This window comes from Pandoraea sp., from assembly GCF_004297875.1.
In the GTDB taxonomy this organism is placed as follows: Bacteria; Pseudomonadota; Gammaproteobacteria; order Burkholderiales; family Burkholderiaceae; genus Pandoraea.
The window spans coordinates 110,354-122,713 of the sequence record NZ_SCSK01000006.1 but is presented as its reverse complement, the minus strand read 5'-3'; the positions used below and the strand labels follow the sequence as shown (position 1 = coordinate 122,713).

Genomic DNA, 12,360 nt, shown 5'->3' with positions numbered 1-12,360 from the left:
GCGCAAGCGACTGGCGAAGGCATCCTCGAGAGGGCGTCATGGCGGGAAAGAGCAGGGCGTTTGCCCAAATGTTGCGGGACCTGATCCACGACTTCGGCGATCCGGGCATTGTCTGGCAGATTGCCGCACTGGCCAGCGCACTGCTGGTGAGTTTCGGTGTGGCGCGTTGGCTTTCGGCCCGACTTCAGCGGCATTATGCCAGTGTGCCCCCCGCGCGCAGGGCCGGCGCGTCGAGCTTGCTGCGATCGATGTTCCCGTTGGTGGGATGGGCGGTGGTCGGTTTGGTGCGGCTGAGTCTGGCCGACAGGATTCACACTTCGTTGCTTGCCGTAGCGCAGGTGCCGCTGTTCGGCATTGGCGTGATCTATCTGGCGTTCTATCTGCTGCGACGCCTGTTTTCCCAATCGGCCCAGGCCAGCGGCATGCTGCACGTGATCGAGCGGTTCGTCGTTGTCTTCGCTTGGGGCGGCATGATCGTCTATGTGTTGGGGGTGCAGGGGGATCTGTTCCGGTGGCTCGGCGGCATTCGGCTTGCGGTTGGCCGCAACTCCCTGTCGCTATTGACGTTGATCACTGGCGCCTTGTGGGTGTGCGGCACGGTATTGCTTGCCCTGTGGGCCAGCGCGGTACTTGAGGATCGCATCATGCGCGCGAAGGCGGTTGACGCCAACCTGAAGGTGGTGTTGTCGCGCCTGGCCAAGGCACTGCTGCTGGTGGTCGCTCTCCTTGTGTCGCTCTCCCTGGTCGGGATCGATATCACCGTGTTGGGCGTGTTTGGCGGCGCGTTGGGCGTGGGCCTGGGCTTCGGGTTGCAAAAAATTGCCAGCAACTACGTGTCCGGATTCATTATTTTGCTGGATCGGTCGCTCCGTATCGGCGATCTGGTAACAGTCAACAACTATCACGGCACCGTCGCGCAAATTCGCACGCGCTACACCGTGGTGCGCGGACTGGACGGCGTCGAAGTGATCGTTCCCAACGAGAAACTCATTTCCGACGTTGTACAAAATCACTCTTTTACCGAGACCCGCGGATTGGCCAAAGTGTCTGTGCAGATTGCCTATTCGGCCGATGTCGAGCTGGCGATGCAACTGATGCTTGCCGCGGTCCAGGGACTCGACCGCGTTTTGTCGTCTCCGGCGCCTTGGGCGGCACTGACGGGCTTTGGCTCGGACGGGATGAATCTCGAGATGGGCTTTTGGGTGCAGGATCCCGCATTGGGGACCCTGGGAATCCGATCTAAGGTCAATCTGAAAATCTGGCAGAGTTTTCGTGAAAACGGTATAGAGATACCTTATGCCCAGCGCGAAATTCGCATACTCAACGATTGGCCGGTGGCACCCCCTGCGCCTGTCGAAGCCGGCGCCGAGCGGGGCACCAGTCAAAATACAGGCAACGGGCCTTGAAAATGCGAGGCGAGCCCCCTTTTTGATCTAGAGCAAATTCGTGCCGCTTATACTACAGACTTGTGACATTGTATAGGGTAAAATCTTCTGTTAAGCACAAGGGGGCTTCCGGGAAGCGGACGAGCGGGAAACTGATTCGCTTGCCGTTGCGTTCGGTAGCACCGGATACCGTGCTTTATCTTGGAGTCTCATATCTTGTTGGATAGTTTGCTTGGATTCGTTTCGCACGGCTTGCTCCATTGGCACTGGTGGCAGGTTGTGTTGTACACGCTGGTGGTCACGCACATCACGATCGCAGGCGTGACGATTTATCTGCATCGCTGCCAGGCGCATCGTGCGCTCGACGTGCATCCCGCGGTGGCACATTTCTTTCGTTTCTGGCTGTGGATGACCACGGGCATGGTGACCAGCGAATGGGCGGCTGTCCATCGCAAGCACCACGCCAAATGCGAAACCGAAGAAGATCCGCACAGTCCGCAAACTCGCGGTCTGAGCAAGGTTCTGTGGCAAGGCGCCGAACTGTACCGTGTCGAAGCAGCCAATGCGGAAACCCTGAGCAAATACAGTCACGGCACGCCGAACGATTGGCTCGAGAATAATTTGTACAAACGTTACACGATTCTCGGCATCAGTGTGATGATGATCATCAATCTCGCGCTGTTTGGTGCGATCGGACTGACGGTCTGGGCGGTCCAGATGATCTGGATTCCGTTCTGGGCGGCCGGCGTGGTCAATGGCCTGGGCCATTTTTGGGGCTATCGCAATTTCGATTGTGCCGACGCTTCGACCAATTTGCTGCCGTGGGGCATTCTGATCGGCGGCGAGGAACTGCACAATAACCACCATACATTTGCCACGTCGGCCAAATTGTCGAACAAGTGGTACGAATTCGATATCGGCTGGATGTATATCTGCATGTTGTCAGCCGTTGGTCTGGCCAAGGTCAAGAAAGTGGCGCCTACACCGAAGCTTGCCGGCAGCAAGGCGCTGTGCGACCAGGACACGCTGCAAGCAGTGCTGTCGAACCGGTACGAAGTGATGGCGCGCTATGCGAAAGCTTTCAAGCGCGCTTATCGTGACGAATTGACACGTCTCAAGGAAAAGCATCAGCACGGTGAATATCAATTGTTCCGCAAGGCGGGCAAATGGTTTCATCAGGACGAATCCAAGCTGCAGGAGCCCCAAAAGCAGCAGCTCACTGAGATTTTCGCCCACAGCAGCGCACTCAAGACCTACTACGACATGCGCAGCGAATTGGCGGAAATCTGGAGTCGTTCGAACGCTTCACGGGAACAACTGTTGGCGCAGTTGCAAAACTGGTGTCAGCGGGCAGAGCAAAGCGGAATTCAAGCGTTGCGAGAGTTTGCGCTGCGCCTGCGACGCTACGCTTGAGCCGGACCCTTGTCCGGCCCGGCCGAGCGTCAAATCTGCCGGCTTTTGATTTTTGACGCATAATCAGAACCCCGCCATGGCGGGGTTCTTTGTTTCAGGTTTTATTTTTGGGTAGTCGTGATGGTTGAATCGCCTCTCAAATCGATCGAGTTCGAGCGTCCGGACGCCGCTGGCGGCGCATGCGTGGCACATGCATGGGCGCGTGTGCCGGAAGCATTGACGCCGGATCGCCGCGCGGCGCTGAAGTCCCGCGTCAGACAGTTACTTGCCGAGCGCAACGCCGTGCTCGTGGCCCATTATTATGTCGATGCCGACCTGCAGGATCTGGCTGAGGAAACTGGCGGCTGTGTTGCCGATTCCCTGGAGATGGCGCGCTTCGGACGAGACCATCCGGCGCACACGCTGATTGTCGCGGGCGTGCGCTTCATGGGCGAGACCGCGAAGATCCTGAGCCCCGAAAAGCGCATCCTGATGCCCGACCTCGACGCGACGTGCTCTCTCGATCTGGGTTGTCCGGCCGACCAATTCGCGGCATTTTGCGATGCGCACCCGGATCGTACCGTGGTTGTGTACGCGAATACGAGCGCGGCCGTCAAGGCTCGAGCGGACTGGATGGTGACATCGAGCATCGGGCTCGATATCGTCGCTCATTTGCACGCGCAGGGCAAAAAAATCCTTTGGGCGCCGGATCGCCATCTGGGCCGTTACGTGCAGGAGAAAACGGGCGCGGACATGCTGCTGTGGCAGGGCGCCTGTCTCGTACATGATGAATTCAAGGGTGTCGAACTGGAGTTGCTGCGCCGCGAACACCCGCGCGCCAAGGTTCTTGTGCATCCCGAGTCCCCTGCGTCGGTCGTTGCGCAGGCCGATGTGGTCGGCTCGACCTCGCAGCTTATCGATGCGGTGCGCACGTTGCCGGCGACCGAGTTCATTGTCGCGACTGATAACGGCATTTTGCACAAAATGCGGGCCGCAGCGTCAGGCAAGCATCTGATCGAAGCACCGACGGCCGGTAACAGCGCGACTTGCAAGAGCTGCGCCCATTGCCCCTGGATGGCCATGAATGGTCTGGAAAACCTGGTCCATGTGCTGGAAACGGGAAATAACGAAATTCATGTCGACCCACAGATCGGCGAGCAAGCGTATGTTTGCATCGACCGCATGCTGGCCTTTGCTGCAGAGCGCAAGAAGACCGTGCGGGCCAGCGGTGATTTGGCGCGCGACACGGCACTATTTTCAGGAGTTGGCCCCGCATGACCTCGATTTCCTGCGACTTCCCGCTGTTTACCGAATTTGGCACCCCCTTGGCCGATGCCTTGGATCGTAACGTCGACAGCGCGTTGGCCGAAGACGTCGGCAGCGGCGACCTGACGGGTTTGCTGGTGCCGGCTGATGAAATTGGCAAGGCGCGGATCATCGTGAGAGATGCTGCTGTGTTATGCGGCGCACCTTGGCTGAAAGCCGTCATGCGGCGTTTGGACGCGTCGATCCGCGTCGAGTGGCATTATTTCGAAGGCGCGTTGATGGCGGCCAATACGCCGGTGTGCGAATTGACTGGGCCGGCGCGCGCCTTGCTCACCGGCGAGCGGTGTGCCTTGAACTTTCTGCAAATGCTTTCCGGCGTCGCCACGGTGACCCGCTCCTATGTCGATGCGGTCGCCGGCACCAAGGCGCAAATTCTCGACACCCGCAAGACACTGCCGGGCTTGCGGCTGGCGCAGAAATACGCGGTGCGGGTCGGGGGTGGGGTCAACCAGCGGCTTGCCTTGTATGACGGCATCTTGATCAAGGAAAATCACATCGCGGCGGCGGGTGGTATCGGGCCTGTGCTCGATGCGGCTCGGGCGCTCAATGCTGGTGTGTCGGTGCAGATCGAAGTCGAGACACTCGAACAGCTCGACGAAGTGCTGCGCGCCGGTGCGACGTCGATCCTGCTCGACAATTTTAGTTACGACATGATGCGCGAAGCGGTGCGCATGACGGCTGGCCGGGCAGTGTTGGAGGTATCGGGCGGCGTGAATATGCAAACGGTCCGGGCCATCGCGCAAACCGGCGTCGACCGTATCTCGATCGGCAGCCTGACCAAGGACATCAAGGCCGTCGATTACTCCATGCGAATGATCTAACGTCCCAATCCCGGATGTGCCGCTGCGTTGCGCAGCGCCGCTTTCGCGGGGGGCGGCAACACGGTCGGCAATGCCTTGGGCAAGGTCTCCGGATAATCGCGACTGAAATGCAGTCCGCGACTTTCCTGTCGAGACAGCGCACTGTTGACGATCAGCGATGCCACGTCCACCAGGTTGCGCAACTCCAGCAGATCCCTTCCAACGCGAAAATGCGAATAATATTCGGTGATCTCCTCACGCAGCAGGCGAATGCGGTGCTGTGCGCGCTCCAGTCGCTTGTCGGTACGAACGATGCCGACGTAATTCCACATCATGCGGCGTAATTCGTCCCAGTTGTGGGCAACCACGACTTCCTCGTCTGCGTCCGAGACGCGGCTCTCATCCCATTCCGGCACACTGATCTCCGTGCTCTCGGCGTGTGCGCCCTGCAGGATGCTTTGCGCGGCGGCGCGGCCCAGCACCAGACATTCCAGCAGTGAGTTGCTGGCCAGCCGGTTGGCGCCATGCAAACCGGTGTACGCTGTCTCCCCCACGGCATAGAGTCCGGGCAAGTCGGTCTGTCCGGCGAGATCGGTTACGACGCCGCCGCACGTATAGTGTGCCGCCGGGACCACCGGTATCGGTTGGCGGGTAATATCGATGCCGAACTCCCTGCAGCGTGCCAGGATCGTCGGGAAATGCTCGTGAAGAAATGCCGCGGGCTGATGACTGATATCAAGATGGACGCAATCGAGGCCGCGTTTTTTGATTTCGAAGTCGATCGCTCGTGCCACGATGTCGCGTGGTGCGAGTTCGGCCCGCGCGTCGTGCTGGGGCATGAAGCGCGTGCCATCGGGGAGTTTCAGCAAACCACCTTCGCCGCGCACCGCCTCGGAAATCAGGAAAGACTTCGCATAGGGGTGATAAAGGCACGTGGGGTGAAACTGGATGAATTCCATGTTGGCGACGCGGCAGCCGGCCCGCCATGCCATTGCAATACCGTCGCCGGTGGCCGTATCCGGATTCGTGGTGTAGAGGTAGACCTTGCCGGCGCCTCCGGTGGCCAGCACGGTTTGCCGGGCGGTCATGGTTTGCACCGTGCCGCGCTCCAGATCGAGCAGGTAGAGGCCGTGGCAGCGCGAATGACCTGCTGCCGAGAGATTCCCCGGCAAACGCGCATTGGTGATGAGATCGATCGCGAAATGGTTCTCGAACAGCGTGATATTCGGGTGTTTGCGCACGCGCTCGGCCAGCGTCGTAACGACTGCATGCCCGGTAGCGTCGGCGGCGTGGATGATCCGCCGATGGCTGTGCCCGCCTTCGCGCGTCAGATGAAATCCCAGTTCGGCCGCGGCGTCCCTGGTAAACGGCACACCCTGGCCAATCAGCCATTCGATTGCGGTACGTCCGTTTTCGACGATAAAGCGGGTTGCGGCTTCGTCGCACAGGCCGGCGCCAGCGACCAGCGTGTCGGCCACATGCTCGTCGCAACTGTCGGTTGAGTCCAGCACGGCGGCAATGCCGCCTTGCGCCCAGTCGCTCGCTCCCTCCGGTAACGGCCGCTTTGTAATCATGGCCACACGGCAGGTATCGGCAAGATGGAGTGCCACAGACTGACCGGCCAGACCGCCGCCGACAATGATGACGTCGAAGTTCATGCTGCAAATGTATGCGGGCCCGCTTCGTGCACGGGGCGGATCCGCTAAAGTGATTGAGGTTTTGCAGTATACCCATTTGGCGACTACAGCGTAGCGATGGCACCATTGCTACGGTGTGTTCGAACGCCGACGCACCACAAACCGACCGAGGCTGGACGTCAAAATAAAAACCCCGCTCGAAGCGGGGTCGGTCAACCTTGGCGCGAAACGCAGCCGATGGCTTACTTGATCTTGGTTTCTTTGTACGCCACGTGCTTGCGAACGACCGGATCAAACTTCATGATCTCCATCTTCTCCGGTTTGGTGCGCTTGTTCTTGGTGGTCGTATAGAAGTGACCCGTACCAGCGGTCGACTCCAGCTTGATTTTATCGCGGGCGCCTTTTGCCATGATGAGCTCCTTAGATCTCGCCGCGAGCGCGCAAGTCGACCAGCACGGAATCGATACCGTTCTTGTCGATCAGGCGAAGACCGGCATTGGAAATTCGCAAGCTCACCCAGCGATTTTCGCTTTCCACCCAAAAACGGCGGTTTTGCAGGTTCGGCAGGAAGCGGCGCTTGGTTTTGTTATTGGCGTGGGAAACATTATTGCCAACCATCGGCTTTTTCCCGGTCACTTGACATACGCGTGCCATAAAGCACTCCTAACGCTAAATGCTGTCTGGTAAAAAATAAGTTAGTCGAAAAGACAGGCGGCGATTATAACCAGAAAATCCCAGACAAATCAAATGCTTTTTGCCGGCACCCCAGTTTTCGTCGGGAGGCCCGGCAGGGGAAGCGCATTATAGCTCGCCATGCTCGGCGAGGGAGTAGACGTCGGAGCTGCCGACGATGAAGTGGTCGAGCAGGCGTATTTCGAGCAATTGGAGTGTCGCTCCGAGCTGCCGGGTCAGGTGGAGGTCGGTCTCGCTTGGCCGCGCAACGCCGGACGGGTGGTTATGTGCGACAATGAGCCCTGCGGCATTGTGGCGCAAGGCTTGGCGCGCGACTTCGCGCGGATAGACGGTGGCTTGCTGCAATGAACCCCGGAATAGGGATTCAGCCCGGATCAATTGATTTTGCGTGTTGAGATACAGGCAAAAGAAGACTTCATGGGGCTTGTGCGCCAGGGACAGGCGGAGAAAGTGTTTTACCGCCGTTGGCGAACTGAGCGACACCTGCTCTTGCAACTCCTCTCCCAGCGCGCGGCGCGCCATTTCCAGCACGGCTTGAAGTTGCGCGTACTTGGCTGTACCAATGCCGCGCACGGCGCTCAATTCCGATGCGGTGGCGCAAAACAGTCGATTGAGCGTGCCGAAATGGCTCAGCAGTTCGCGAGCAAGGGCAACTGCGCTTTTGCCGGTTGTGCCGATGCGCAGGAAGATCGCCAGCAGTTCGGCGTCGGACAGTGCCTCGGCGCCGAGCGATAGCAGCTTTTCCCTGGGCCGCTCGCCCGCGGGCCAATGACTTATCGACATCGTTGTTTTCTCTGGTGCGAGCCGGCGCCCAGGCGCGGCAAGATGGTGGGAACAACGGGTAGGCGACCCGTAACAATGTAGGTCGCTTACAATATTGGCTTGATTTTAAGGCGGGATTTTCATGAATAGCGTAGTGGTTCCGAAAGTTCAGGAGGATTCTTACCTGACGCTGCATTATCGGATCGCCCTGGCCGATGGCGCCGACGTCGTAAGTACTTTCGATGGCAAGCCGGCTACGTTGCAGTTGGGCGCGGGGCAACTCGCGCCAACGTTGGAGCAGGCGCTCGTCGGGATGGCGCCGGGGCAGCGAGCGTGCATCGCATTGGCTCCCGAGCAAGCCTTCGGGCCGCGCAACCCCGAACTGCTGCAGCGGGTGTCGCTCAAGACGCTGCAAGAGAACAGTAACCTGGGTGAGCAGTACATGCCTGGCGATCTGGTTGAATTTTCGGCCCCTGGCGGCGGTCAGTACGCCGGCATTCTGAGGGAGATCGGCGACACCTGGGCGCTGTTCGACTTCAATCACCCGCTGGCCGGGCAATCCATCACGTTCGAAGTTCACATTATTGGCGTGCTGTAAGGAACGACGATGAGTACCGTGACAGAGGCGAATGCCGAAATCCTGTTGGCTCAGCCTCGCGGCTTTTGTGCGGGCGTGGATCGTGCCATCGAAATCGTCGAGCGTGCCCTGAAGTTGTTCTGAGCGCCGATTTACGTGCGCCACGAAATCGTGCACAACGCCTACGTGGTGGGCGACTTGCGCCACAAAGGTGCGGTATTCGTCGACGATCTCGCCGAGGTGCCGGAGGGCGGGACGGTCATTTTCAGCGCGCACGGCGTCTCCCAGGCAGTGCGCGCCGAAGCGCAGCGGCGCGGGTTGCGGATTTTCGATGCGACCTGTCCGCTGGTCACCAAGGTTCATGTCGAAGTCGGGAAAATGCGTGCCGATGGCGTCGAGGTTGTCATGATCGGGCACCGCGGGCACCCCGAGGTCGAGGGAACCATGGGGCAGATGGACGGCGGCGGCATGTATCTGGTCGAAAGCGTCGACGATGTGGCGCGGCTGCAGGTCGTCGACCCGGAACGGCTTGCTTATGTCACGCAAACGACCTTGTCGGTGGACGATGCCGCCGAAATCATCGCGGCTCTCAAGGCCAGGTTTGCCGGCATCCGCGAGCCCAAGAAACAGGATATCTGCTACGCAACGCAAAATCGCCAGGATGCTGTCAAATTCATGGCCCCGCAGTGCGACGTGGTAATCGTGGTCGGCAGTCCCAACAGCTCCAACTCCAACCGCCTGCGCGAGGTCGCCGAGAAAATGGGTGTCGATGCCTATATGGTTGATGCTCCCGAGCAAATTCAGCCTGATTGGCTAATCGGCAAGCGCCAGATCGGCGTGACCGCCGGCGCCTCGGCACCCGAAGCGCTGGCGCAGGCCGTCATCACTCGGTTGAACGAATTGGGCGCGCGCCGTGTGCGCAAGCTCGACGGTGTCGAAGAGACCGTGATTTTTCCGCTGCCCAAAGGTCTGGCTTTACCCGATTGAGTTCATGTGCGGCAAGGTGTACCGTGCTGATGGGATATTTTGGTATCCAGACTTTCCTTCCTTCCATCGCCTTTTTCTCTCTTGACCGGGGAGGCTCACTGTTAGAGTCCATATTCGAATATCCCCCAGGCATGTTCTTTGCTTGTTCTCGCAATGTGGCGTGACGCCGACGACCCGAGCTGCGGCGCTGCCGATAGGCGGAAAATGGTGTGGTGCAACCCGGGGAAACCCGAGGCGATTTTTGGGTTGCGCTGCGTTAGATTCTCGGTCGCAAAAGGAGGAACAAATTTAGGTTCTCATCATGGAAAACCCTGTGCTCGCGGGGCTCGCACGGGAAAAAAATGGAGTTACAATGCGCGCGTTTCGTACGAGAAACACTGTCATGGCGGCCACAATCCGCTGGTAATCAGGAGATAAAAAATATGCAACTCAAGTTCGCGAAGGTTCTGCCACTCGTCGCTGCGGTGACTCTGCTCGCGGCATGCGGGCAGAAGGAAGAAAAGAAAGCCGATGCAGGCGCTGCCGCGCCCGCCGCGACGACTGCCGCAGCCGACAGTGACGTCCAGGTCGTCAAGATCGGTCACGTCGCACCGTTGACCGGCGAAATCGCGCACCTCGGGAAAGACAATGAAAACGGGGCACGTCTGGCGATCGAAGACATCAACAAGAAGGGTCTGGTGATCGACGGCAAGAAAATCAAGCTGGAACTCGACGCGCAGGATGATGCGGGCGATCCCCGTACCGCCACGCAAGTCGCGCAGAAGCTGGTCGATGACCACGTTGTCGCGGTGGTCGGTCACCTGAACTCCGGCACCACGATTCCCGCCTCGAAGATTTACAGCGATGCCGGCATCGTCGAAATCTCCCCGTCGGCAACCAACCCTGCCTACACGCAACAAGGCTTCAAGACCGCGTACCGTGTGGTGGCAACCGATGCCCAGCAAGGTCCGGCACTGGCCAACTACGGGTTCAAGACGCTGCACGCCAAATCGGTGGCCATCGTCGACGACGCGACCGCGTACGGTCAAGGTCTGGCTGACGAATTCGAGAAAACCGCCAAGGCCGATGGCATGAAAGTGCTGAGCCACGACGAAACCAACGATAAAGCCACGGATTTCCGCGCGATTCTGACCAAGATCAAGGGTGAGCGTCCGGACATCATCATGTACGGCGGCATGGATGCAACCGGCGGCCCGTTCGCAAAACAGGCCAAAGAGCTTGGCATCAATGGCAAAGTCCTGGCTGGTGACGGTGTTTGTACCGATAAGGTCGCCGAATTGGCGGGTGATGCCATCGACAACATCGTTTGCTCGGAAGCCGGTATGGCACTGTCGAAGATGCCCAAGGGCGCGGAGTTCGAGAAAGAGTATGAAGCGCGCTTCCATCAGCCGATTCAGATCTACGCACCGTTCACCTATGATGCGGTTGGCATCATTGTCGACGCAATGAAGCGGGCCAACTCTACCGATCCGGCCAAGATTCTCGCGGCCATGCCGGCCACGAACTACGATGGTGTGATCGGCAACGTGCAGTTCGATTCGAAGGGTGACCTGAAACAGCCGGTCATTACGCTGTACGACTATAAGGACGGCAAGAAGACCGTTCTCGATATCGAAAAGATGTAAGTCTCGGATTCCGAGGCCCAGAAACGGCACCGTCAACAACCATGCGGTGCCGTTTCTTTATCTGCGGATCATTGCCGAGCCCCCATAATGGGCGCGGCCCGCCTCCTCAACAGGAACCCGTTTCTATCATTTGCATTTTCCCCTGGCGACTCGCTCCGACCTACCGGTGAGACGTGTCGTTGGGCCCGGTGAGTGGGACCAAGGAGTTAGTATTCATGGATATCTTTATCCAACAGATCCTCAATGGTCTGGTGCTGGGTTGCGTCTACGCGATCCTGGCATTGGGTTACACGATGGTCTACGGTATTTTGGGCATTATCAATTTTGCCCACGCGGACGTGATGATGATTGGCGCCATGGTGGCCCTCTCCTCCATCAAGCTGGTCATGCATTTCTTCCCGCATCTCAATCCCTTCGTCACATTGCTCATTGCAACGCTGGTTGCGATGCCGACTTGTGCGTTGGTCAACTACATTATCGAGCGGGTGGCTTACCGTCGATTGCGCAACGCGCCGAGGCTTGCCCCGCTGATTACCGCGATCGGCGTTTCCCTGTTGCTTGAAACGATCGCGATGATCATCTGGGGCCGCAATCCGCTGATGTTCCCGCAGTTGCTGCCGACCGATGCTATTACCGTCATTCCGGAGACAGCCAAACACGTGGGCGCGGTGACCAACGGCACGGGCATTGTGATTATCGTGGTGGCGGTCCTCATGATGATCGGCCTGACCCAGCTGGTTAATCGCACCCGACTTGGGCGGGCGATGCGCGCGACTGCGGAGAACCGCAACGTGGCCGGCCTCATGGGCGTGAATCCCAATTTCGTGATTTCCGTGACGTTTGCGCTGGGTGGCGCGTTGGCGGCCGTCGCCGGGGTCATGATGGCCAGCAACTACGGCAATGCCCATTTCTATATGGGTTTCATTCCCGGCATGAAGGCGTTCACGGCCGCGGTGCTGGGGGGGATCGGCAATTTGACCGGTGCGATGGTCGGTGGCGTTCTGCTGGGCCTGATCGAGGCGCTGGGGGCTGGCTACATCGGCAAGCTGACCGGAGGGGTGTTTGGCAGTAACTATCAGGATGTGTTCGCATTTATTGTGCTGATCATCGTGTTGGTGTTCCGCCCATCTGGCCTGCTCGGCGAGCGTGTGGCCGATCGCGCATAAGGAGACGGAC

11 protein-coding genes and 1 pseudogene are annotated in these 12,360 nt (G+C 59.1%); 8 read left to right on the top strand and 4 right to left on the bottom strand.

Annotation, left to right across the window (positions count from 1 at the left end; translation table 11 throughout):
* Positions 1 to 38 precede the first annotated feature (38 nt).
* The 4 genes from EPN80_RS02840 to nadC all read left to right on the top strand — a co-directional run bounded on the left by EPN80_RS02840 (position 39) and on the right by nadC (position 4,924).
* Positions 39 to 1,406 (top strand): mechanosensitive ion channel domain-containing protein, encoded by a 1,368-nt coding sequence (locus EPN80_RS02840; RefSeq protein ID WP_293023415.1) that lies wholly within the window; start codon positions 39 to 41, stop codon positions 1,404 to 1,406.
* 195 nt (positions 1,407 to 1,601) lie between these two features.
* Complete coding sequence (locus EPN80_RS02835) at positions 1,602 to 2,798, top strand: fatty acid desaturase (protein ID WP_293023412.1); 1,197 nt, start codon at positions 1,602 to 1,604, stop codon at positions 2,796 to 2,798.
* 120 nt (positions 2,799 to 2,918) lie between these two features.
* Complete coding sequence (nadA, locus tag EPN80_RS02830; RefSeq protein WP_293023409.1) at positions 2,919 to 4,055, top strand: quinolinate synthase NadA; 1,137 nt, start codon at positions 2,919 to 2,921, stop codon at positions 4,053 to 4,055.
* Positions 4,052 to 4,924, top strand: a complete 873-nt coding sequence (gene nadC, locus EPN80_RS02825) for a carboxylating nicotinate-nucleotide diphosphorylase (protein WP_293023407.1) — start codon at positions 4,052 to 4,054, stop codon at positions 4,922 to 4,924. The genes nadA and nadC overlap by 4 nt, the downstream gene beginning before the upstream one ends.
* Here the strand turns inward: nadC and nadB are convergent.
* From nadB to radC, 4 genes are all read right to left on the bottom strand, one after another.
* Entirely contained in the window at positions 4,921 to 6,561 is a 1,641-nt protein-coding gene (nadB, locus tag EPN80_RS02820) for an L-aspartate oxidase (RefSeq protein ID WP_293023404.1), read from the bottom strand. The two genes, nadC and nadB, sit on opposite strands and share 4 nt — an antisense overlap.
* A gap of 221 nt (positions 6,562 to 6,782) precedes the next feature.
* Positions 6,783 to 6,950, bottom strand: coding sequence for a 50S ribosomal protein L33 (gene rpmG / locus EPN80_RS02815; protein WP_047216022.1), 168 nt, complete (start codon positions 6,948 to 6,950; stop codon positions 6,783 to 6,785).
* Between the two features lie 10 nt (positions 6,951 to 6,960).
* Positions 6,961 to 7,194 (bottom strand): 50S ribosomal protein L28, encoded by a 234-nt coding sequence (rpmB, locus tag EPN80_RS02810; RefSeq protein WP_047216024.1) that lies wholly within the window; start codon positions 7,192 to 7,194, stop codon positions 6,961 to 6,963.
* A 147-nt stretch (positions 7,195 to 7,341) separates the two neighbouring features.
* Positions 7,342 to 8,016: a DNA repair protein RadC gene (radC, locus tag EPN80_RS02805; protein WP_293023391.1), complete on the bottom strand. Its 675-nt coding sequence runs from the start codon at positions 8,014 to 8,016 to the stop codon at positions 7,342 to 7,344.
* Between the two features lie 121 nt (positions 8,017 to 8,137).
* Between radC and EPN80_RS02800 the strand changes: the two genes are divergently transcribed.
* The 4 genes and pseudogenes from EPN80_RS02800 to EPN80_RS02785 all read left to right on the top strand — a co-directional run bounded on the left by EPN80_RS02800 (position 8,138) and on the right by EPN80_RS02785 (position 12,350).
* Entirely contained in the window at positions 8,138 to 8,593 is a 456-nt protein-coding gene (locus EPN80_RS02800) for a peptidylprolyl isomerase (protein ID WP_293023389.1), read from the top strand.
* A gap of 9 nt (positions 8,594 to 8,602) precedes the next feature.
* A pseudogene (gene ispH, locus EPN80_RS02795) lies at positions 8,603 to 9,559 on the top strand (4-hydroxy-3-methylbut-2-enyl diphosphate reductase).
* 422 nt (positions 9,560 to 9,981) lie between these two features.
* On the top strand, positions 9,982 to 11,184 hold the full coding sequence (locus tag EPN80_RS02790) for a branched-chain amino acid ABC transporter substrate-binding protein (RefSeq protein ID WP_293023386.1): 1,203 nt from the start codon (positions 9,982 to 9,984) through the stop codon (positions 11,182 to 11,184).
* Positions 11,185 to 11,399: 215 nt separating this feature from the next.
* Positions 11,400 to 12,350 carry a branched-chain amino acid ABC transporter permease gene (locus EPN80_RS02785; RefSeq protein ID WP_293023384.1) on the top strand — a complete coding sequence of 317 codons (951 nt, stop codon included), beginning with the start codon at positions 11,400 to 11,402 and terminating at the stop codon, positions 12,348 to 12,350.
* Positions 12,351 to 12,360: the final 10 nt, after the last annotated feature.